The organism is Shewanella goraebulensis (genome assembly GCF_030252245.1).
Taxonomy (GTDB): domain Bacteria; phylum Pseudomonadota; class Gammaproteobacteria; order Enterobacterales; family Shewanellaceae; genus Shewanella; species Shewanella goraebulensis.
Window position 1 is genome coordinate 2610592 of the sequence record NZ_CP126972.1, and the last position, 22682, is coordinate 2633273.

Here is a 22682-nt window from a genome sequence, read left to right on the forward strand (position 1 = left end):
TCAATAAATGCCATATAATGATTGTTATTACTAAATCAATCATATCGAGCGAATAATGGAAGTCGAACTACTTGAAATTCGTAACTTTATCCGTCAATACCCGCCTTTTGATCTACTGCCAGAAAAAGCATTAATTGAAGTATCAAAGAGTATCGAAATTTCCTACTACCGCGCAGATAGCATGGTGATTGATTTTGAAGATAATATTCACGACCTTTATATGATCCGCAGTGGTGATGTTGAGATATATCGTCGCAGTGGTGAGCTATACAATCGACTGGATCAAGGCGAACTGTTTGGACAAATGGGCCTACTGACAAATAACAAGGTTCGTTACCCCGCAAAAGCACTAAAAGATACTCTACTGTACTGTATACCTGAAAAATTATTTGATGCATTTTGCGAGCGTTACGATGTGTTTGCAGATTTTGTAGAAGTAGAAGGTAGTGTAAGGCTTCAACAAGCAGTCGAGGACAACAGCGATGATGCCAATTCATTAACCACCTCAAAGGTTAAAACCATCCTCAGTGGCGAGCCGGTAATGCTGTCGAACACAACGTCTATTAAAGATGTTGCGCGTATTATGTCTGAGGATAATGTGTCTGCAGCGATTATTAATGACCCTAACTTAGCCGATGAAGGCGGTAATAGTTTTGTTGGTATTATTACAGTGCGAGATCTATGTGCCAAAGTTATTGCAGAGGGTTTAGACGTTGAAACCCCGGTTGGCGAAGTGATGTCGACAGAGCTTATTTCGCTCGATCACAATGCCTATATATTTGAAGCTATGTTATTAATGCTTCGCTATAACGTCCATCACCTCCCTATTTTAAAGAACAAACAACCTATTGGGTTAATTGAAGTTACTGACATAATTCGTTATGAATCACAGAACAGTTTGCTGATAGTCAGTAGTATTTTTCAACAAAATAGTATTGACGATTTAATCTTGTTATCTAGTCAAATTAAAGATTGTTTTGTCCGTATGGTTAATGAAGATGCTAACTCGCATATGGTTGGCCGCGCAATGTCAGAAATTGGCAGAAGCTTTAAACAGCGACTACTAGAGCTAGCTGAAGAACAGTTTGGCCCCCCTCCAGTGCCTTATTGTTTTCTTGCGCTTGGTTCAATGGCTCGTGATGAGCAGCTTATCGTTACCGATCAAGACAATGCGATAATTCTTGATAATGACTATCAAGAGTCATTGCACGGTGAATACTTTGCTCAATTGTCAAAATTCGTCTGCGATGGATTAGCCGCTTGCGGATACACTTATTGTACTGGCGATATCATGGCCACCAATCCTGAGTATCGTAAAACTCAGACAGAATGGGAAGAGTGCTTTTCCGATTGGATTGAACATCCAAATGGCCAAGCATTGCTTAATTGCTCCATTTTCTTTGATTTGTATGGAGTCTATGGCCGCCCCAAATGGGCTGAGCAATTAAATGCATTTATTTTAAGAAAAGCCAAAAAAAATAATCGCTTTTTGGCATGCCTTGCCCGAAACGCCTTAAATCGTACTCCGCCATTAGGTTTCTTTAAAGACTTCGTGATGGAAAAAGACGGGCGTCATAACAATTCAATTAACTTAAAACGTCGCGGTACAGCCCCTCTTGCGGATTTAATTCGTGTGCATGCCTTAGCAATCGGCTCACAATCTCAGAACTCATTCGATCGCCTGGAAGATATTATTGAAGCCGGTATTTTGCCACCTTCAAAAGGGAAAGATTTACAGCATGCTATGGAGTTTATTTCGTTAGTTCGTATACGCCACCAAGCATTAGACATTGAAGCGGAGCAAGAACCCGATAACAATATCGAACCTGAAAATATGTCTGATTTTGAAAGACGAAATCTTAAAGATGCATTTTTGGTGCTAAGTAGTGCGCAGAACTTTTTAAAGTTCCGCTACAGTGCAAACAGTATGCAGGGATAATTCATGCACCATTTTACCAATCAAGAAGTCCTGAACTGGAAAGCGTTTTTAGAAATAAAAGCCAAGGAAAGCAAAGATAAAAGGCTAACCCATTTTTATAATGCCAGTACCTATCATGACGAAACTAAAGTTAAAGATATTGAATTTGTTGCTTTAGATTTTGAAACCACTGGTTTAGATGCCGATCAAAATAGTATTATCAGTATTGGCTTAGTGCCCTTCACGCTTCAACGGATAGCACTAAGGAGAGCTAAGCACTGGTTTGTAACGCCTGAAGATAAATTACAAGAAGACTCTATTGTCATTCATGGAATTACCCATTCAGACTTAAAAGGCGCACCAGATCTTTTACGTATTTTAGAACAACTGCTAGATGAGCTAGCAGGTAAAATCGTCGTTGTGCATTACCGCAGGATTGAACGTGATTTTTTTGATGCCGCGCTACGTACATTGATCAATGAAGGCATAGTGTTTCCCGTTATTGATACCATGCAAATTGAAGCTGAAGTCCTTCAGTCTAAGCCTAAAAGCTTCTTAGACTGGTTTAAACACAAGCGCCCTGAGTCAATCAGATTGGGCGGCAGCCGCATGCGATATAATTTGCCTACCTATCCCCCCCATGATGCGTTAACTGATGCTATTGCCACTGCAGAGCTACTTCAAGCGCAAATCTATCATCACTTTAGTCCTGACACACCAATCAAAAAACTGTGGTTGTAATCGTTAACTTTTAATCCCCCCATAAAAAAACCGAGCAATACCTAATGTATTACTCGGTTTTTTAATAAAAGACATAAAGATTAACGCGCGCGTCTCTCTGTTCTTAGCCCCATAATTAAACTGACACACATCACCAGCAAAATAACGGTAAATGGCAAGGCTGTTGAAATTGCCCCAGCTTGTAATGCTTCAATGGCTTCTGTGCCACCAACCCATACAAGTACTGCAGCAATTGCACCTTCTATTAACGCCCAAAATACACGTTGTGGAGCAGGCGCATCAACTTTACCACCAGAAGTAATGCTATCAATAACCAGTGAACCTGAATCCGAAGACGTTACAAAGAATATTAATACAAGTACTACTGCTAACATTGATAAGATATTACCTAGTGGCAGTTGATCAAACACTTGGAACATGGCTAAAGGCACTTCTGTTAAGCCTTTCTCACCTAGCGAGCCGATGTTATTGACCACTTGATCAATACCTACGCCGCCAAATACTGACATCCACAGAATAGTGACAACTGTTGGTGCTATTAATACTGCTGTCATGAACTCACGGATAGTACGACCACGTGATATACGCGCGATAAACATACCAACAAATGGGGACCATGAAATCCACCAAGCCCAGTAGAATACAGTCCAGCCATGCATCCAAGCTTCGTCTTCACGACCTACTGGATTACTTAACGGTATAATATTTTTAATGTAACCCATAATTGTCGTAGGAATGGTTCCCATCGCCACAGCAAAGCTTACCAGCGCAACAAATACGACTAATATTAATGCCAGTAGCATATTAATATTACTGATAACTTTTACACCACCATCAATACCACGAACCACTGAAATAACAGCAATTAACGTCACAGCAAAGATAATTGCAATTTGAAGACCAAGGCTATTATCCATGCCAAATACATGGTGGAAACCACTGGCAGCTTGTTGAGCCCCCAAACCTAAAGACGTCGCTAAACCAAACAAGGTCGCGATAACCGCAAGAATATCGACAACATGACCAGGCCAGCCCCATGTGCGATCGCCCAATATTGGGTAGAATACTGAACGCATCGATAGCGGTAAGCCTTTGTTATAAGCAAAGAAAGCTAACGATAATGAAACCACACCATAAATTGCCCAAGGGTGAAGCCCCCAATGGAACATCGTCGCACCAAGGGCTAACTCGGCAGCTTCAGGCGTGTTAGCAGTGACATTTAACGGAGTTTCATACCAACCCGTGAAATAAGCGACTGGCTCAGCGACAGCCCAAAACATCAAGCCAATCCCCATACCAGCAGCAAATAACATTGCCACCCAAGATAATCTAGAATAATCTGTTTTTGCTTCATCTCCGCCTAATCGAATTTTACCAAAAGGCGAAATAATCATGGCTAAACAAAATAAAACGAATATGTTAGCTGACCACATAAATAAACCATCAAAAGCACCGATGATTTTCCATTTAATGCCATCTAATACCGACTTAGATGTTTCAGGGTCAACTAATAATAATGCGACGATGAACAATCCAATTAAGGACGCGCTGATCCCAAAAACGGGGTTATGAACATCAAAACCCCACTTTTGAATGTTATCTTGACCGACAGTGTAATCAGTATTATCGATACTGTATTTATCTTTATTAGTATTCATTAATCCTCGTTTAGAAGAATTTTCATCCGTAAAATGTAATTACATTTTACGTTATTAAGGGATATTTTGCAGCCAATGTAGAAAAGCAAACACGTTCCACATCACTTTTTAGAGTAAAAGTTAGATATTCTTAACAAAAGGGGTTAAATAAAAGACTCGATGATTAAGATAACTAAACGATAGGTCAATTAACCTATAGTGGCGTTATCAATAACCCTTAGCAAAAAAAAGGCTTAGCATTCGAGCTAAGCCTCTATGGAATCTCATAAACATACAATGAAATATTGCCGTGAAATTGTCCGTTAACTATTTAGAATAATTTGTTCACGTAGTTTTTTCACCTCATCACGTACAGATGCTGCCTGCTCAAATTCCAGATCTCTAGCGTGCTGATGCATTTGTTTCTCAAGTACATCAATTTGCTTCGATAGCTCCGCAACACTTTGAACTTTGCCCGAACTCTGAACGTATTCAGCCTCTTTTTCAGCAACTTTACCAAAAGCTGTGTATTGATGTTTACTGTTACCTCTATGAGGATCGCCTAAATCCATCACATCTGTAACTTTTTTAGTGACTCCTCGCGGTGTTTGGCCAAGCTTAACATTATGAGCATGTTGCTTCTCGCGGCGTCTCTCAGTTTCACCAATGGCTTTCTCCATTGATTTAGTTACCTTGTCGGCATATAGGATAACTTTACCGTGGACGTTACGCGCAGCTCGACCAATGGTTTGGATAAGCGATCGTTCTGAACGTAAAAAACCTTCTTTGTCAGCATCTAAAATACAAACTAACGATACTTCAGGCATATCCAAGCCTTCACGAAGTAAGTTAATTCCTACCAGTACATCAAAGTGGCCTAACCTTAAGTCTCGTATCACCTCAACCCGTTCAACGGTATCAATATCAGAATGTAAATAACGAACCTTAACGCCATGCTCATCAAGGTATTCTGTTAAATCTTCAGACATACGCTTGGTTAAAGTTGTAATAAGTACCCTTTCATTAGCAGCAACTCGTTTGGGGATTTCAGAAAGTAAATCGTCCACTTGAATGGCTACAGGTCTAATTTCGATCTCAGGGTCTAGTAAGCCTGTTGGTCTAACTACTTGCTCGGCAACTTCGCCATCACTTTGTTCAAATTCATAATCACTAGGAGTTGCTGACACAAACACTGTTTGCGGCATTAATTGCTCAAATTCTTCAAATTTAAGCGGTCTATTATCTAAAGCTGACGGCAAACGGAAACCATATTCAACTAATGTGGTTTTACGGCTTCGATCACCTTTATACATAGCTCCAATTTGCGGCACTGTCACATGGGATTCATCAATGATTAATAAACCATTGGCAGGCAAGTAATCTAATAAGGTAGGAGGCCCATCTCCTTCAGCGCGCCCGGATAGATAGCGTGAATAGTTTTCAATACCTGAACAATAACCTAGCTCAACCATCATCTCGATATCATATTGCACACGTTCAGAGATTCGCTGAGCTTCAATAAGCTTATTGTTATCTAATAGCTCTTGACGGCGTTCACGTAATTCTTCTTTAATATGCTCGGTCGCTTCGATAATTTTTTCTCTAGGAGTGACATAGTGGCTCTTAGGATAAACTGTCGTACGAGCTAGGCGTCGAGTCACCTGACCTGTTAATGGATCGAACTCGCTTAGCTGCTCTATTTCGTCATCAAATAATTCAACTCTGACGGCATCACGTTCGGATTCTGCTGGGAAAATATCAATCACTTCACCACGTACCCGGAACGTACCACGCTGCAAGTCAATATCATTGCGGGTGTACTGCAGTTCACCTAGTCGAGTGATAATGTCGCGCTGCCCCATCATATCGCCTTGACGAAGGTGCAATAACATTTTCATATACAGTTCTGGATCGCCTAAACCATAAATGGCTGATACAGAGGCGATCAACACCACATCTTTACGTTCTAATAATGCTTTTGTCGCCGAAAGGCGCATTTGTTCAATATGGGCATTAACTGATGCATCTTTTTCAATAAAGGTGTTAGATGCTGGAACATACGCTTCAGGTTGATAATAGTCATAGTAAGAAACGAAGTACTCAACGGCATTATTAGGAAAGAACTCTTTCATTTCACCGTATAGCTGAGCAGCTAGAGTTTTATTCGGCGCCATAATGATGGTTGGACGCCCTAATGTTTGAATCAAATTAGCCACGGTAAATGTTTTACCGGAGCCTGTCACACCAAGTAGTGTTTGTTTGGCGACGCCTGCTTCAAGTCCATCCACTAATTGTTTTATCGCGGTTGGCTGATCTCCTGCAGGTGAGTATTCTGAAACAAGATTGAAAACTGATTCTGTCACGACAAACATCCTTAAAAAGTTAATGATTCATTTTATACCGAACAGGTAAAACAATGCGACTATCTTCATTTATATCATTATGCTGGTCATGTAAATGTCATTAACACAATCTTACCCGCTCAACTCTTTCTGCTGACTTTTGATTAGGTAAGCAACTATCCATCGATGTGCAGCTTAATTCGCCAGAAAAGTGTTTGGACTAAATTCAAACAATAAATCAATTAAGAAAGACTTTAAGACAAGTAAGCTTAAACAAGTTTATCGGTTACCAACTATTGCCATAACAGTGCTTTATTACAATTTAACGAATGAAAAATGAAATAATGCTACAACAGCCACAAAATATTGAATTTGACTACAAAACCGCCAAAAACCTCTATTCTATGGCAATTTAATACACAATAGACCTTTCACTTAGACTACATTCGACATCACTAAACAATGAGGCTAAACAGAAATCTATTGCATTTTATAACACACTGAAATTCTGACGTTTTTTCGATTAGTTGATTCTGAACAATTTTTAACTTCCACCCAATGGTTATAAGGGCTTCAGAGGGTATTTCGTGAGTAACTCACAGGCTTATCCACAGATTTAGTGGATAAGTCACTCTAGCCCAATATTACTGGGCTATAGAGGTAAACAGAAATTCATGAAACAGTAAAAAAAGTTACATGAAATAAAATTACATTTGTAAGTCAGACTACGCAAATACATTTAAATGATTCATTTCTTTGCAACCATCACTGCTGTTTAGCCCATCAAATTGATCACTTCAACCAGTTAGGATTTTAGTTAGCATTCAAACAAGAACTTGCCTAATATTTTACAAACTAAATTAATGCGTAGGTTATATAGTTAACGCTAAGCAAGCTTGATTCTCAGTAGCCTTTTTGAATGAAGAACTACTCTTTGTATGTGTAATTTAATTGATTAACGATCATTCATCGCTATAGAGAGCCAGATATGTGATTAGTCGTATTTGATAATAAATCATAAAGAAAGCAACACATACATAAACTAGCCTACTTATTTATTGGTGGTCATGGTTATCAACACACCTACCAACCAAGTATTTAATTACTTTCACCTGCAAGCCGCCATATCAGAACAGACAGAATGATGTGCTTATACTTATAATGCATCCTTTACTTTGTGTACCTATAAAGTGAATAACATCGGTTAAATCAAATAACATCGGTGATATATGCTCAATAGAAGCGTTAAGTCGTAATAAGTAAATCAATAATCTTAAAAGATTGGCATAAATGCAGTTATTAATTAATTCCTTAGTAATCAGATTGCTTGCGAAAAAACACTCATTTTGACGTTTTATAAGCCACGATGCGTATTAGATGACCAGTTAACATCAATTTTTCAATTTTTTTTATATCTCGAGTTGACTGATTGTTCAGGGCGTTTTACTATGCGCTCCGTTCTCAGCAATACATTGCTAAAAACGATTCCCCTGTAGTTCAGTTGGTAGAACGGCGGACTGTTAATCCGTATGTCACTGGTTCGAGTCCAGTCTGGGGAGCCAATTTAGCATAGTTAGTTGAAAATAAAGATAAAATAAAATTCCCCTGTAGTTCAGTTGGTAGAACGGCGGACTGTTAATCCGTATGTCACTGGTTCGAGTCCAGTCTGGGGAGCCAATTTTATCTTAGTTTTAATCGATTCCCCTGTAGTTCAGTTGGTAGAACGGCGGACTGTTAATCCGTATGTCACTGGTTCGAGTCCAGTCTGGGGAGCCAATTAAAACACAATATAATGAAGTATCGATTCCCCTGTAGTTCAGTTGGTAGAACGGCGGACTGTTAATCCGTATGTCACTGGTTCGAGTCCAGTCTGGGGAGCCACTTTTTATATAAATCTTCAAATCCCCTGTAGTTCAGTTGGTAGAACGGCGGACTGTTAATCCGTATGTCACTGGTTCGAGTCCAGTCTGGGGAGCCAAGATTTTGACGCTTTGTCAATTTTATTCTTTCCTCTGATATCTATCTTTTAAAAATTCCCTTATACTTTCCCAGAATTTACACTACAATTCTCAGTGTTAACTCCTTTATTTGTTATAGATTTTTGGTTTTTTGCCGTTATATATAAACATATAATGACATCAGATTATTACAGGAAACGGACTCTTCATGGGCTTATCAAAATCATTCCAATTAGTTCTGTTTGTGATTTTTGGACTTCTTCTTTATCGGATTTATGATCTAGAAAATAAGGAAATGCAACTCCAAGGTTCATTGGCTATTCAAAATTATAGCCAGCATCTTAATCAAATGACCGAATGGAATGAAGACGGCGAAGCCTTATATAAAGAATTATCGAAAACATTCACCTTTAAATTTTTTCAATACATTCACTCAAATGACAGTGAGCTCAATTACACTTTTGGCAGTTTAGCGAAAAGTGATGACGAATTTGAAGATAAAATTTTTAAGATAGAATTAAGTGATACTAAGTCTTTCCCTGATGGTCGATTGCAAGTTCGGTTAAGCACCCAGTCTGTTATTTCAACTAGTTTTGTTAATTTGGAAAAAGCGGCAACCCTGACGATCTTTGCTTATTTGATCATAATGATAAGTTTCGCTGTTTTAATGGCTATTCACCGCAGAGGAATTAAATATGCCTGTGATTATATTGAGCAAGTTCCCAACTTAAGCTTTCAAGCTGTTGAGACCTCTCGTCTTAGAGGATCTTTAAAACCTATCGGTTTAGCTTTAGAAAAAAGTCGTATGGAATTAAAAACCAGCATCGATAATTTTCATAAAGAAAATAACTTACTCGCAAAAGCTGCCAACCAAGACCCTGTAACAGGCTTTTCCACTCGCCGCCGCTTTAATGAACACATTAAGAAAATTAGCCAATCAGATAAACAACAATTTGGCGTATTGGCGATTATCAAGGCAGCAGAATTATCTAGTATTAATCAATTACAAGGTCGTGAGGCTGGCGATGAATATTTAAGCCAAATAGCAGCATGCATTCGCCGTGCGGCTGCAAAATTCGGTATTAATGAATATTACCGCGTATCTAGCAGTGACTTTGCCCTTTTCATTCAAGACATCACGGTCAAAGAAGCCGAAAAATTTTTAATACTTTTAAAAGGCTATTTAGATGAATACGCTCAAACAATTGAACCAGACAGTATTGCCCATAGTGGCATGGTGCCATTTGAAAGTAATAGTGACACCCATGCATTATTAACGTTGGCAGATACCGCTGTCAGCATCGCCCAAACCTCTGGCCCAAATCGTTATCATATTCTCGAAAAATTCTCGGGTAATGAACAATTAGGGGACGACCACTGGAAAGTCACTATCAATGAATTAATTAACCGCAAAGGGCTTAAATTTTTTCAGCAGCCTATTCTACCGTGCAACAATCATGTGGATGTATATCGTGAGCTCTATGCGCGTTTCTTTAATACAGAAGGCTCAAACCTACCCACAGCTAGTGTAATAGCAATGTCGGAACGTCACGGATTAAACGTTGATTTAGACAAAATGATTGTTGTTCACACATTGCAGTTACTCAATGCAAATCCAAGCTTAACCGGCAATTTTGGTGTCAACATAAGCGCATCTTCAGCTCTGCAAGAAGTCTTTGTTTCATGGCTTAGAGATATTTTGTCTAGCCACCGCACTACTTCTGCAAGACTTATATTTGAAGTAAATGAATCTGGAATGCAAAAAAACGTCACCGCAAGTCGCCGTTTTGTTCATGAAATGCATAAAGTAGGGGCTAAAGTTGCCATACAGCAGTTTGGTTTAGGTTTTTCCTCGTTTAAATTTTTCCGCGAAGTTAAACCTGATGTCATAAAACTAGACAGCAGCTACAGTGAAGGGATTGACCAAGACAATAACAACAAGTTCTTTGTCAGAATGATTGTTGATATTTCACGTCGTATTGGCATAAAAGTCATCGCTACCGGTGTTGAAAGACAAGATGAAAAACTCACATTGGAGAAAATGTTGGTGGATGGACTCCAAGGTTATTATATTGCTAGACCTGAAATTATCGCTAAAACAGATAAATAAATAATCAATGTAAGATCAATCTTCCAAAATAGGGTTATTATTTACATAACCCTATTTTTTATCCGTTGTTTCTCAAGCCTAAACCTTAGATAATATAGCTAATCTCAAATAGAAAAGTGTAGTAATGACAGACTATCTCTTACTGTTAATCGGCACAGTACTGGTTAACAATTTCGTTTTAGTAAAATTTCTTGGCTTATGCCCTTTTATGGGGGTATCTAGCAAACTTGCCTCCGCTATCGGAATGTCGATGGCTACCACGTTTGTATTGACCCTTGCGTCTATTTTAAGTTACCTCACTAACGAGTTTATACTCCAGCCTTTCGATTTAACTTACTTGCGGACAATGAGCTTTATTCTTGTTATTGCAGTAGTCGTACAATTTACTGAAATGCTAGTGCAAAAAACCAGTGCTTCTTTGCACAGAGCATTAGGCATCTATCTACCTTTGATCACCACAAACTGTGCCGTGTTAGGTGTCGCGTTATTAAACGTCAATGAAGACCACAACTTTATTCAATCTGCGGTATATGGCTTCGGCGCTGCTGTAGGTTTTTCTTTAGTATTAGTATTGTTCTCCGCTATGCGTGAAAGACTCGCCGCAGCTGATGTACCAGTACCTTTTAAAGGTGGCGCCATTGCGATGATAACTGCCGGTTTAATGTCTTTAGCCTTCATGGGCTTTGCGGGGCTGGTTAAATAGTCATGTCGAGTATTGCAATTGCTGTCATAGTGCTGACAATCCTAGCACTCATTTTTGGCTTAATTCTTGGCTATGCTTCAATTAAATTTAAAGTTGAAGGCAACCCAATTATTGATCAAGTCGAAGCATTATTACCTCAAACTCAATGCGGTCAATGTGGTTATCCTGGTTGCAGACCATACGCTGAAGCTATTGCTAATGGCGATAATATTAATAAATGTCCACCTGGTGGCACAGCCACAATGGAAAAGCTTGCAGGCCTGATGGGCGTTGACCCTGAGCCATTAAATGAAGTCGCGCAGGAGAACGTTAAAAAAGTCGCCTACATTCGTGAAGATGAATGTATCGGTTGTACTAAATGTATTCAAGCATGCCCTGTCGATGCCATTTTAGGTGCCGGCAAACTCATGCACACCGTTATTACCAAGGACTGTACAGGTTGTGACTTATGCGTAGAGCCATGTCCAGTTGACTGTATCGATATGATCCCTGTAGCGCAAAATCTTAAAAATTGGGATTGGAAATTGGCCAGTATTCCTGTGACAGTCGTAGAAGATAAAAAAGTCACAATTAACGTGAGTAAAAAAGATATTGAAGTAAAAGAGGATTCTCAGTGCTAACTTTATTAGAACAAATTGATAAAGGGACTTTATGGCACTCTCCTGGAGGGATCCATCCGCCGCAATTAAAATCATTATCAAATCAGACATCGACGGCCCATATTGCGCCTGCCAAGCAATATCGTATTCCGTTACCACAAGTAGGTGACTGCGCAAGGCTGAGTATTAACGTCGGAGATAAAGTCGCTAAAGGCCAGAAGTTAACTGATGGCGAAGGCTTTATGTATTTACCAGTTCACTCACCTGTTTCAGGGGTAGTGAATGAAATCAGTTTACAAGCAAGTAACCACGCATCTGGTTTACCTACCCTGACCTGCGTTATTGATAATGACGAATTAGATGCGCAAATTGAGTATCAAACATCAACTTTAGAAGAGTTATCTAATCAACAAATATTAGAAAAAATAAAACAAGCGGGTATTGCTGGCATGGGCGGAGCCACCTTTCCAAGCCACATTAAACTGAATCCTGCCAGTGAAATTGATTTAGTCATTATCAATGGCGTTGAATGTGAGCCTTACATCACATCTGATGATGTATTAATGCGTGAAAATGCATTAGAAATCTTTAAAGGCATTCAGGTCATTAATCAATTGCTAACACCGCAACGCATAATTGTCGCCATTGAAGACAATAAACCAGAAGCTTGCGCATCAATGCAGCAATGTTTAAATCAGTTTGATGACTTACAAAACATTGTAAAAATTACTGTTATTCCGACCAAATACCCTTCTGGCGGTGAAAAACAGCTAATACAAATCATTACTGGACGTGAAGTACCAACGGGTAGTATTCCAGCTCAGCAAGGCATTGTCGTGCACAATGTAGGCACGGCTTATGCTATTCAAGATGCTGTGCTGCAGGGTAAACCGCTTATAGAACGTTTAGTAACATTAACGGGCGAACAAATAAAACAACCAGGCAATTATTGGTTACCTATAGGCACCAGCGTTGAACACGCCCTGTCTCAAGTTGGCTTTTCTGCCGATGATAATCAGAAAGTCATCATCGGTGGCCCTATGATGGGTTATGCCCTGCCAGATAATAATGTACCAGTATTAAAAGGCACTAACTGTATTCTTGCACCTAGTGCTCATGAAATAGCGCCTGAAGTTGATGAGAAAGCATGTATACGATGTGGTGAATGTGCGGTTGCTTGCCCTGCCTTGTTATTGCCTCAGCAATTATTTTGGCATGCAAAAGCTGAAGAATACGACAAAGCAGCTAGCTTTAACTTAAAGGACTGCATTGAATGTGGTTGTTGTAGTTTTGTCTGCCCAAGTGACATTCCACTAGTAGAGTATTACAGAATAGCGAAGTCCGCGTTAAAGAATGAAGCAGAAGAGAAACAACAAGCTGAACAAGCCAAAGTACGTTTCGAAGCACGCTTAAAACGTTTAGATGATGAAAAACGTGCACGCGAAGAAAAATCCAAATTAGCAGCAGAAAAACGTAAAGCCGCAGCCAATGCTAGTAGCAATAAAAATACCGTTGCTGAAGCCATGGCACGTATTGCAGCCAAAAAACAAGCAGCCGAGCAAGCTAAACAACAAGAACCTGCAAACGGAAAATCAGCAGCTGTTAAAGCTGCCATTGAGCGTGCAAAAGCTAAAAAGCTTGCCAATAAATCAAGCGAAACTGCTGATTCTGTTGAAGACAAGTCGACGTCTGACAATCAAGTTCAACCAGCTGCAAATGATAAAAAAGCTCAAATAGCCGCTGCTGTTGCACGGGCAAAAGCTAAGAAATTAGCTCAGAAAAATACTGATTCAAATATCAATGAAAATGTTGGTAACTCTGCTGAGGCTGATATTGATACAAGCTCCGATGCTCCTAGCACTGAACCCGTTGATGATAAAAAGGCGAAAATTGCCGCTGCTGTAGCACGGGCTAAAGCTAAGAAATTAGCTCAGAAAAATACTGATTCAAATATCAATGAAAATGTTAGTAACACTGTTGCTGATGCTAATACAAGCACTGATGCTCCTAGCACTGAACCCGTTGATGATAAAAAGGCGAAAATTGCCGCTGCTGTTGCGCGCGCGAAAGCTAAGAAGTTAGCACAAAAAATTGCTGATTCGAATGTCAATGAAGGTATGAATAATACTGTTGTAGATGCAGGTACGAGTGAAGTATCTGCTATCACTGAACCCGTTGACGAGAAAAAGGTAAAAATAGCCACTGCTGTAGCCCGTGCTAAAGCTAAGAAATTAGCACAACAGAATGCTGAGACTGATTTAGAAAGCGAAAATGCAACAGTCATTGTTCCTGTTGATGAAAAAAAAGCTAAAATCGCTGCCGCTGTCGCTCGAGCTAAAGCGAAAAAATTAGCTCAGCTAAATGCTGAAAACGAAACAGTTGCTGAAATAGCACAAGACAATCTAGTAGAAAATAATCTAGTTAAAGAAAGCCAAGCGACAAAAACAATAGAAACACCTGACATCACTCAATCAGTTGATGACAAGAAAGCAAGAATTGCTGCAGCTGTTGCCAAAGCAAAAGCGAAAAAATTGGCAAATCAACAAAAGTTGAGTGAAAAGGAATAATCATGGCATTTAAAATTGCATCATCTCCACATGTCAGCACTAGCTTACAAACTAATAAAGTTATGCAACGTGTCGCTTTATGCCTTATTCCTGGTATTTTAGCGCAAGTCTACTTTTTTGGTATGGGTACTTTAGTTCAAATACTCATCGCAGTAGTTACGTGTTTAGTCGCTGAAGCTGCAATTATGAAGCTTCGCAATAAATCGATTAAAAATGCCTTATCTGATAACAGCGCCCTCGTCACTGGATTATTAATTGCAGTTGCCATTCCCCCACTTACCCCTTGGTGGATGACAGTCATTGGTTGCAGCTTTGCTATCGTGATCGTAAAACACTTATATGGCGGTTTGGGCAACAATATATTTAATCCCGCCATGGCGGCTTATGTTTTATTGCTAGTATCATTCCCACTGCAAATGACTAACTGGGTTGCTCCTATTGAGCTAGCCGCTAATCATGTTGGCATAGTGGCAGCTTTTGCCCATATTTTTGAATTTAGTTCTGCTGGTTTAGATCATTTCAGAATCGCTATTGATGGTCACACCATGGCGACTCCGCTTGATACTTTTAAAACAGATTTATCCATGGGAATGACCAGTAGCGAGAGCTTACAGCGAAATGTATTTGATGGCATGACCGGTGTTGGGTGGTTTTGGGTGAATTTAGCCTACCTTGCTGGCGGCTTAATTATGCTTAAACTCAAGGTGATCCGCTGGCATATCAGTACCGGTATATTACTGGCCATATTTGTCTGCGCCGGTATCGGTTTCTTACTCAACCCAGATACTCATGCCAGTCCTATGTTGCACTTATTTTCTGGTGGCACCATGTTGTGCGCATTCTTTATCGCAACCGATCCTGTCACAGCGGCGACCAGTACCCGTGGAAGGTTATTATTCGGTGCGATTATCGGTGTGCTCATTTTTGTGATTAGAACTTACGGTGGTTACCCTGATGCTGTCGCTTTTGCAGTGTTACTGGCCAATATGTGCGCGCCATTTATTGATTATTATATCCGCCCACGTTCATACGGTCATCGTGCGGGTAATTAAGCCCAAAAGTATTGGTTTCAAACAGGATTAAACATGTTCAATATTATTACTAGAAACGGCCTCATTCTCGCCCTGTTTGCACTGTGTTGCACTGGCTTGGTCGCTTCAGTGAACTTTTTTACGCAAGAACGCATTATCGAGCAACAACGAAAGCAACTCGCAGGAGTATTAGAACAAATCATTCCCACTGATTTGCATGATAATGAATTAACCGAAGACTGCATTCTTGTCACCAATAAAGAGTTTTTGGGTACAGATGAAGCCCTACCTGTATATATTGCAAAAATGCAGCAACAACCTGTTGCTATTGCGATTGAAGCGATTGCACCAGATGGATACAACGGCGATATAAAAATTATTTTGGGTGTCAATAATGATAATGAGTTATTGGGTGTGAGAACGTTAACCCATCAAGAAACACCGGGCTTGGGTGATAAAATTGAATTACGCAAATCAGATTGGGTATTAGGTTTTAGCGGATTACTAATTGATGTAGACGCTAAACCTTTCGCCGTAAAAAAAGACGGTGGAGATATCGATCAGTTTACAGGTGCAACCATCACCCCACGCGCCTATGTTAAAGCGATTAATAAAGCGCTTACTTTTGTCAGCCAAAACCGTGAAACGCTTTATAACACCGTTAACCATTGTGGACGTGAACATGACTAATTATCGCGAAATTGCATGGCAAGGACTTTGGAAAAATAACCCTGGCTTAGTACAACTCCTTGGTTTGTGCCCACTTCTTGCCGTAACCGCAACAGTAACTAATGCCTTAGGTTTAGGTTTGGCGACCTTAATTGTCTTAGTTGGTTCCAATGTATTGGTTTCTTTAGTACGTGAATTTGTACCAAAAGAAATTCGAATTCCCGTTTTTGTCATGATCATTGCAGCCCTAGTGACGTGCGTACAATTACTCATTAACGCCTATGCTTACGGACTATATTTATCATTAGGTATCTTTTTGCCACTTATCGTGACTAACTGCGTCATTATTGGCCGAGCTGAAGCATTTGCATCTCGCAATAATGTCACCAGCGCTGCCTATGACGGCTTAATGATGGGTATCGGTTTTACTGCTGTTCTAGTTGTTTTAGGCGGTATGCGTGAATTACTGGGTCAAGGCACATTATTTGATGGCGCCGAGTTGTTACTCGGTGATTGGGCAAGTTCGCTAACGATTCAAGTATTCAATGTCGACACCCCCTTCTTACTCGCCATGTTACCCCCAGGCGCATTTATAGCGATGGGGTTACTTATTGCGCTTAAGAATGTAATCGATACAAAAATTGAACAACGTAAACCTCAGCAAGCGGTAGAAACTATTGCCCGCGCTAGGATCACCAAAGTTAGCTAATGTTTAATTAATTTAAAAAATAACGAATAAATAAAATGAATAAACAAAAACGCTATGAAATGCTGACAAGGCTTAGGGATAATAACCCTAAGCCGGAAACAGAACTTAACTTTGCATCGCCGTTCGAGCTACTCGTTGCAGTGACACTATCAGCACAAGCAACCGATGTCAGTGTTAACAAAGCGACCGACAAGTTGTTTCCTGTAGCCAATACACCTCAACAGATATTTGATTTAGGTGTTGAAGGACTTAAAACCTACATTAAAACCATAGGTTTATATAACAACAAAGCCATTAACGTTATTAAAGCCTGTGAAATGCTGATTAACCTTCATGATGGCGAAGTCCCAGAAAATAGAGAAGCATTAGAAGCATTACCCGGAGTTGGTCGCAAAACCGCAAATGTGGTATTAAATACCGCGTTTGGCTGGCCAACTATTGCAGTCGATACCCATATTTTCAGAATGGCAAACCGGACTAAGTTTGCAATAGGTAAAAATGTCGATCAAGTTGAAGAAAAAATGCTTAAAGTGACACCTGCTGAATTTAAAGTAGATGTACACCATTGGTTTATCTTACATGGTCGCTATACCTGTATTGCTCGAAAACCGCGTTGTGGCAGCTGCATCATTGAAGACTTGTGCGAGTTTAAGGATAAAATAGACTAGTTTTATATCGAACATAATTTGTACCATAAAAGCGCCTTTGAATCAGCAGCTACTCCCAGTAGTCTTCAGAGGCGTTTACCCCTCGTTAGCTAAACCCTCCTAAATAAAAATCTTTCGTCTATCTTCAATAAAACTTGACCAATTACAAAACTTCGTGTGTAAATTAGTTATTGTTTATTTAGGCAGCAATTAACTAAAACTGTAATTATTTCAAACTAAATACCAACTTTAAATGGCATTAACCGAACACTGAGGTTAACTAATGACACTTCTCAAACTATCAAAAAGCAACCTACCAACTATTGGGTCATTATTAATTTTAGCATTATCCCCTAAGTCAGTGATCAGTAATGAGATTGAGAATACGGTTAATCAACTTTGTTCGACTTGCCACAGGGTGAGTAATCTTGAGCGAAGTTCTGGTTACAGTAAACAAGATTGGAATTCTCTTGTTAGTTACATGGTCGATGTTGATGCTTCAAACAAAAAATTAAATCAAATTAGTGAATATCTCGCTGAAAAATACCCTATCAACGATAAACGTGCATCAAAGGTCATTGAAGGCGATATAAAGCTGCAGTTTAAATACTGGCAGGTTCCTACATTGGGTCAAAGAGCGCGAGATCCTGTTCAAGGCAAAGATGGGATTATATGGTGGGTAGGACAATGGGGTAATATTCTAGGTCGACTTGATCCAATAAGCGGCGATTTGAAAGAGTATACGCTACCAGATGGTACCTACCCTCACAGTGTCTCGTTAGATAAAGATCTCAGACCATGGTTTTTGGGTAATAAGAACGGAACAGTTGGTTATTTAGATCTGAACACTGAAACATTCAAAGTGTTCAAGATGCCAGATAAAAATGCGCGAGATCCTCACACTGGTGTGTTCGATAACAAAGGTTTATTTTGGTTTACATTACAACACAGTAATATGATAGGTAAGTTAGACCCAAGCACTGGTGATATTCAATTAGTCTCTTTACCCACGCCAAACTCTCGCCCCTATGGGATTAAACTGGACTCAAATGGCACACCTTGGGTGTCATGCAATGGCTCTAACTGTCTCATTAAAGTTAATAAACAAACAATGGCATTAGATGAAATTACGCTACCAGGAAAGGAAACTCATACTCGCCGTCTCGCCATTACATCTGATGACATGGTGTATTATGTAAATTCTGGCATGGGTAAATTAGGTAAGTACAATACAAAAACAGGCGAAGTTTCGGAGTGGAATACTCCAAGTGGAAAGGAAAGCCATCCTTATGCTATCGAATATGCTGACGGCGCAATTTGGTTTAATGAGTCAGCTAAAAGACCAGAAACCTTAGTGAGATTTGATTTAAAAACACAGAAGATGCAGAGCTGGCAAATTCCAAGTAAAGAAGGCGTTTATTCAGGGCTAATTAGACATATGAGAATGGGTAATAACGGCTTAATTATTCATCAAACGACTACCAATCAATTAGCTGAAGTAACTTGGTCAAAATAACAGTTTTGATTATAGATCTGGCAGCTTTTAATGACTAAAATTAAGACACAAAAAAACCGCCTTAAGCGGTTTTTTTATGGCTATTTGGTCAACGTTATTAAAACAAAGATACAAAAAAAGCACTGAAACAAATTGCGATCACGACTGAGGTACCAAGAGCCATTTTTAATTCTGTTGTCATTGTTATAGTCTCCAAATGAATATAATTTAATTTTAGCGAGTATCGATAATTTTCCCAGTGTTAAGCCACAATTATGTGAACTGAAACCAAAATTTTTCTAGTTAAAATCAATTTTTTAACTGTAATAGAAATTTGCTATGCTAACAAAAATTACCCTAGTAATAATTAAAGAGCACCTTATGTCGCAATTACTTCATACAATGATCCGTGTTGGAAACCTTGACCGCAGCATTGAGTTTTATACTCAAGTGATGGGAATGAAATTACTCAGAAAATCTGAGAATGCAGAATATAAATATACCCTAGCCTTTGTTGGCTTTGGCGAAGAGTCTACAGGTCAAGCTGTGATCGAATTAACTTATAATTGGGGCACTGATAGCTATGATTTAGGTAATGGCTTTGGTCACCTTGCTATTGGTGAAGAAGATATTTATCAGCGTTGTGATGCCATTGCCGCTGCTGGCGGTAAAGTTACACGCGCACCTGGCCCTGTTGCTGGCGGTAGTACTGAAATCGCTTTTGTTGAAGATCCTGACGGCTATAAAATCGAACTAATCCAAAAGAAAGCCATGAGCGAAGGCTTAGGTTAATTAGCTTTTAATGAATAAAACACAATAAAAAAGCCAGCATACGCTGGCTTTTTTGCTCTAAAGCTCGATTAGAACTTCATTGTTACACCAGCAAAGTAAGTACGACCGATTGTGTCGTAAACTTCTGGTACTGTACCACCGTCACTACCGTTAGAAACTCTTGATGGCTCTTCATCAGTTAAGTTCTTAACACCAGCACTTAGCATCCAGCTATCATTGATAAAGTAACTAGCTGAAACGTTGTGATAAAGAATTGAATCTACTTTATTGCCAGCACTTAAGTCATCCATTTCACCGATATAACGGTTGAAGTACATTACACTCCAATCGTCTTGACCTGCTTTAATACTAAAGTTGTTACGAACTTGGGCGTACGCGCCGAAGTTACCGTCGATAGTATTAGTGTAGTCAATGCCATCTTGTTCAAAGTTCAACAAGTAAGTCGTATCGTTGCTGATAGTCCAATCTAAGTTAAGCGCATCGAAAGTATAAGCTAAGTTGAAATCAATACCGCTTGTATCTTGGTAACCTACGTTAGTTAACGAGTTTGTTAGGTTAGATAAATCGCCATTCGGTCCGATATTAAATAATTCACAAGTTGCTTGGTCGCCACCATAACATGCATCAAGACCTGCTTGAGTATCTAGACGTGTAATTGCGTTTTTAACTTTAAAGCGCCAGTAATCAAGAGTTAACGACATTCCATCTACGTAGCTAGGTGAGTAAACTAAACCAGCCGTGTAAGACTCTGACTCTTCTGGTTGTAGATCTTCGTCAGATGTGTAGTTAACCAAGATTTGTGGATCTTGCTCATTACCCCAAGGATCATTTAAGTAATCGAATGAACCTGAATTACCACCGTATAGCTCACTAACACTTGGTGCACGGAAACCAGTCGCAGCTACAGTTCGAATCATTAAGTCATCTGTTGCTTCGTACGTTAAACCAATTTTCCAAGTTGATGCATTACCGAATGTAGAGTAATCATCAAAACGTAATGCGAATTCACCGGTTAGTTTTTCAGTAAACGGTACACTCACTTCTTGGAAAATAGAGATAACGCTGTAATCACCATCCGTTGGATCCTGCTGTGCGGCTGTACTATCGCCGGCAACAACAATTGGGTCTGGATTGTAGTAACCACTTTCGTAACGGTATTCAGCACCGATTGCAAAAGCAACTGCACCAGCATCTAAGTCAAACAATTCACCAGTTAGACCTGCTGAGAAAACATGTTGTTCGTTGCCGCCATCAGCCTCTTCAGTGTAAGCAACGCTATCTAGTAACGCTTGGTCAGTCATAGGCTGACCAGTTAACCAAGGATCTTGATCTGCATAAATTGCATCTGTCATGATTGATGCATTAATCGAGTTTTCAACGGCTGTTTTAGCTTTGTTTTTACCGTAAGTGTATGAAATATCCCAATCCATACCAGTATTAACATCAACATAACCAGCTAAACCAGCAGATACACGTAGAGTGTCAGTATCTTGAGTATAAACACGTGGGCCGACGTCATTCATACGTTTTCTGTAATTAACTTGGCCTTTATCATCTGCAGTGATACCTGCATCAATCATATTTTGATCAAGTTCGAAACATGTTGCTGGATCATCACCTGCTTCACATACATCAAGAGTTAAGTTGGCAGGTTGTGGTGCTAATTGCTGATTAGACTTACGTTTGGTATAAAGAATATCACCTGTAAGGATTAAGTCATTGCCCAGCTCTTGGGTCATATTAGCGAATAAACTGTAACGCTTACTTGGCGTTTGATAAAAACTATCTTGAGTGTAGTCATATCCTTCACCGCGCTCTACCCAGTTACCATTTTCATCTTTAACCATTCCGCCTAAAGAACCATCTGGGATGAATGAGCTATCACCTGGAGTTGTCCAGTCACGGTCTGATTGCACAACACCTTTACGTTCAGAGTAAGCTGCACCAATGGTGTAGTTACCACGTTCAGTGTTAAAACCATATAGAGCACTGATTTCGCCGTTTTCACCGTCGCTCTTATCAGTCATGCCGCCTTGAACGTCTACTTGGAAACCTTCAAAGTCTTTCTTAGTGATAATGTTCACAACACCAGCAATCGCATCCGAACCATATACTGCTGAAGCGCCATCTTTTAGAATTTCTACTCGTGCAATCATTGCAACTGGGATAGCGTTTAAATCCACAGCACTATCAGCACCAGAGCCGGAGTTAACCATACGACGGCCGTTAAGCAATACTAATGTACGTTGTGAACCCATACCACGAAGGTCAACCTGAGCCACACCGTCAGAACCGTTGTTGGTACTTGAACCAACTGCAGCACCAGCCATAGATGTTTGAGCTTGTAGTAATTCATCTACCGTTGTAAAACCTTCTGAACGAATCGCAGCAGCATCAATAACAGTCACTGGCGAAGCAGTTTCCATGTCTTGACGTTGAATACGGGAGCCTGTAACTGCAATTCTTTCTACATTTGCAGATTCTTCTTCAGCATAAGCACTTACTGAAACAGCTGAAGCAGCAGAAACTGAGGCTAATAACGCCACATTTATGCTGTTTGATATTTTAGATCTTTTAATCATTTGTTGCTCCCTGGTGATATCTTTTCTTATTCTGTTTACGCAATTAAATAAGTATTTAAATTTGCGTTGGACTAGATACTGAATAACCAGAGATATTTCGTCAAACCACTAACTTGTAACTTTTGAGTCGTTTTTTGTTAATAACTATGCGGTAGGTTTGTAAAGCAAATTAAGTGACGTGT

The 22682-nt window shown here is 39.6% G+C and carries 15 protein-coding genes and 5 tRNA genes; 17 read left to right on the forward strand and 3 right to left on the reverse strand.

Annotated features, from left to right (window positions below):
- The first annotated feature begins 55 nt into the window (after nt 1-55).
- Nucleotides 56-1939, forward strand: coding sequence for a DUF294 nucleotidyltransferase-like domain-containing protein (locus QPX86_RS10990; RefSeq protein WP_285162669.1), 1884 nt, complete (start codon nt 56-58; stop codon nt 1937-1939).
- Between the two features lie 3 nt (nt 1940-1942).
- Entirely contained in the window at nt 1943-2659 is a 717-nt protein-coding gene (locus QPX86_RS10995; RefSeq protein ID WP_285162670.1) for a 3'-5' exonuclease, read from the forward strand.
- A gap of 80 nt (nt 2660-2739) precedes the next feature.
- Here QPX86_RS10995 and QPX86_RS11000 read toward each other — a convergent pair whose 3' ends face one another.
- Together QPX86_RS11000 and uvrB are read right to left on the reverse strand one after the other, a co-directional pair.
- A complete protein-coding gene (locus tag QPX86_RS11000) occupies nt 2740-4317 on the reverse strand; it encodes a BCCT family transporter (RefSeq protein WP_220755656.1) in 1578 nt (525 codons plus the stop codon).
- 302 nt (nt 4318-4619) lie between these two features.
- Complete coding sequence (gene uvrB / locus QPX86_RS11005; protein ID WP_285162672.1) at nt 4620-6659, reverse strand: excinuclease ABC subunit UvrB; 2040 nt, start codon at nt 6657-6659, stop codon at nt 4620-4622.
- A gap of 1465 nt (nt 6660-8124) precedes the next feature.
- On the opposite strand from uvrB, the gene QPX86_RS11010 reads away from it, so the two are divergent.
- From QPX86_RS11010 to gloA, 15 genes are all read left to right on the forward strand, one after another.
- A tRNA-Asn gene (locus QPX86_RS11010) sits at nt 8125-8200 on the forward strand.
- Nucleotides 8201-8239: 39 nt separating this feature from the next.
- Nucleotides 8240-8315, forward strand: a tRNA-Asn gene (locus QPX86_RS11015).
- A 23-nt stretch (nt 8316-8338) separates the two neighbouring features.
- Nucleotides 8339-8414, forward strand: a tRNA-Asn gene (locus tag QPX86_RS11020).
- A 29-nt stretch (nt 8415-8443) separates the two neighbouring features.
- Nucleotides 8444-8519: transfer RNA gene (locus QPX86_RS11025), tRNA-Asn, on the forward strand.
- Nucleotides 8520-8540: 21 nt separating this feature from the next.
- A tRNA-Asn gene (locus QPX86_RS11030) sits at nt 8541-8616 on the forward strand.
- Nucleotides 8617-8804: 188 nt separating this feature from the next.
- Nucleotides 8805-10706: an EAL domain-containing protein gene (locus tag QPX86_RS11035; protein WP_285162673.1), complete on the forward strand. Its 1902-nt coding sequence runs from the start codon at nt 8805-8807 to the stop codon at nt 10704-10706.
- Nucleotides 10707-10830: 124 nt separating this feature from the next.
- Entirely contained in the window at nt 10831-11409 is a 579-nt protein-coding gene (gene rsxA, locus QPX86_RS11040) for an electron transport complex subunit RsxA (protein WP_285162674.1), read from the forward strand.
- 2 nt (nt 11410-11411) lie between these two features.
- The gene (rsxB, locus tag QPX86_RS11045) at nt 11412-12029 is read left to right on the forward strand and encodes an electron transport complex subunit RsxB (RefSeq protein ID WP_285162675.1); all 618 of its coding nucleotides are present in this window, start codon (nt 11412-11414) and stop codon (nt 12027-12029) included.
- On the forward strand, nt 12023-14575 hold the full coding sequence (gene rsxC, locus QPX86_RS11050) for an electron transport complex subunit RsxC (RefSeq protein WP_285162676.1): 2553 nt from the start codon (nt 12023-12025) through the stop codon (nt 14573-14575). Before rsxB ends, rsxC begins: the two co-directional genes overlap by 7 nt.
- Before the next feature lie 2 nt (nt 14576-14577).
- Nucleotides 14578-15627 carry an electron transport complex subunit RsxD gene (gene rsxD, locus QPX86_RS11055; protein ID WP_285162677.1) on the forward strand — a complete coding sequence of 350 codons (1050 nt, stop codon included), beginning with the start codon at nt 14578-14580 and terminating at the stop codon, nt 15625-15627.
- Nucleotides 15628-15660: 33 nt separating this feature from the next.
- Complete coding sequence (rsxG, locus tag QPX86_RS11060; RefSeq protein ID WP_285162678.1) at nt 15661-16296, forward strand: electron transport complex subunit RsxG; 636 nt, start codon at nt 15661-15663, stop codon at nt 16294-16296.
- On the forward strand, nt 16289-16984 hold the full coding sequence (locus QPX86_RS11065) for an electron transport complex subunit E (protein ID WP_220754292.1): 696 nt from the start codon (nt 16289-16291) through the stop codon (nt 16982-16984). The genes rsxG and QPX86_RS11065 overlap by 8 nt, the downstream gene beginning before the upstream one ends.
- Nucleotides 16985-17019: 35 nt before the next feature.
- On the forward strand, nt 17020-17652 hold the full coding sequence (nth, locus tag QPX86_RS11070; protein WP_285162679.1) for an endonuclease III: 633 nt from the start codon (nt 17020-17022) through the stop codon (nt 17650-17652).
- 262 nt (nt 17653-17914) lie between these two features.
- Nucleotides 17915-19147: a Vgb family protein gene (locus QPX86_RS11075; protein WP_285162680.1), complete on the forward strand. Its 1233-nt coding sequence runs from the start codon at nt 17915-17917 to the stop codon at nt 19145-19147.
- A gap of 360 nt (nt 19148-19507) precedes the next feature.
- The gene (gloA, locus tag QPX86_RS11080; RefSeq protein WP_220754295.1) at nt 19508-19918 is read left to right on the forward strand and encodes a lactoylglutathione lyase; all 411 of its coding nucleotides are present in this window, start codon (nt 19508-19510) and stop codon (nt 19916-19918) included.
- A gap of 68 nt (nt 19919-19986) precedes the next feature.
- Here gloA and QPX86_RS11085 read toward each other — a convergent pair whose 3' ends face one another.
- Entirely contained in the window at nt 19987-22500 is a 2514-nt protein-coding gene (locus QPX86_RS11085; RefSeq protein ID WP_220754296.1) for a TonB-dependent receptor, read from the reverse strand.
- Nucleotides 22501-22682: the final 182 nt, after the last annotated feature.

Excerpts from the sequence above, each read along its gene's own strand:
- rsxA (WP_285162674.1), top strand. The coding sequence starts at position 10,831 with ATGACAGACTATCTCTTACTGTTAATCGGCACAGTACTGGTTAACAAT.
- rsxG (WP_285162678.1), top strand. The coding sequence starts at position 15,661 with ATGTTCAATATTATTACTAGAAACGGCCTCATTCTCGCCCTGTTTGCA.
- QPX86_RS10995 (WP_285162670.1), top strand. The coding sequence starts at position 1,943 with ATGCACCATTTTACCAATCAAGAAGTCCTGAACTGGAAAGCGTTTTTA.
- QPX86_RS11035 (WP_285162673.1), top strand. The coding sequence starts at position 8,805 with ATGGGCTTATCAAAATCATTCCAATTAGTTCTGTTTGTGATTTTTGGA.
- QPX86_RS11000 (WP_220755656.1), bottom strand. The coding sequence starts at position 4,317 with ATGAATACTAATAAAGATAAATACAGTATCGATAATACTGATTACACT.
- QPX86_RS11065 (WP_220754292.1), top strand. The coding sequence starts at position 16,289 with ATGACTAATTATCGCGAAATTGCATGGCAAGGACTTTGGAAAAATAAC.
- nth (WP_285162679.1), top strand. The coding sequence starts at position 17,020 with ATGAATAAACAAAAACGCTATGAAATGCTGACAAGGCTTAGGGATAAT.
- gloA (WP_220754295.1), top strand. The coding sequence starts at position 19,508 with ATGTCGCAATTACTTCATACAATGATCCGTGTTGGAAACCTTGACCGC.
- QPX86_RS11085 (WP_220754296.1), bottom strand. The coding sequence starts at position 22,500 with ATGATTAAAAGATCTAAAATATCAAACAGCATAAATGTGGCGTTATTA.
- QPX86_RS11075 (WP_285162680.1), top strand. The coding sequence starts at position 17,915 with ATGACACTTCTCAAACTATCAAAAAGCAACCTACCAACTATTGGGTCA.
- rsxB (WP_285162675.1), top strand. The coding sequence starts at position 11,412 with ATGTCGAGTATTGCAATTGCTGTCATAGTGCTGACAATCCTAGCACTC.
- QPX86_RS10990 (WP_285162669.1), top strand. The coding sequence starts at position 56 with ATGGAAGTCGAACTACTTGAAATTCGTAACTTTATCCGTCAATACCCG.
- rsxD (WP_285162677.1), top strand. The coding sequence starts at position 14,578 with ATGGCATTTAAAATTGCATCATCTCCACATGTCAGCACTAGCTTACAA.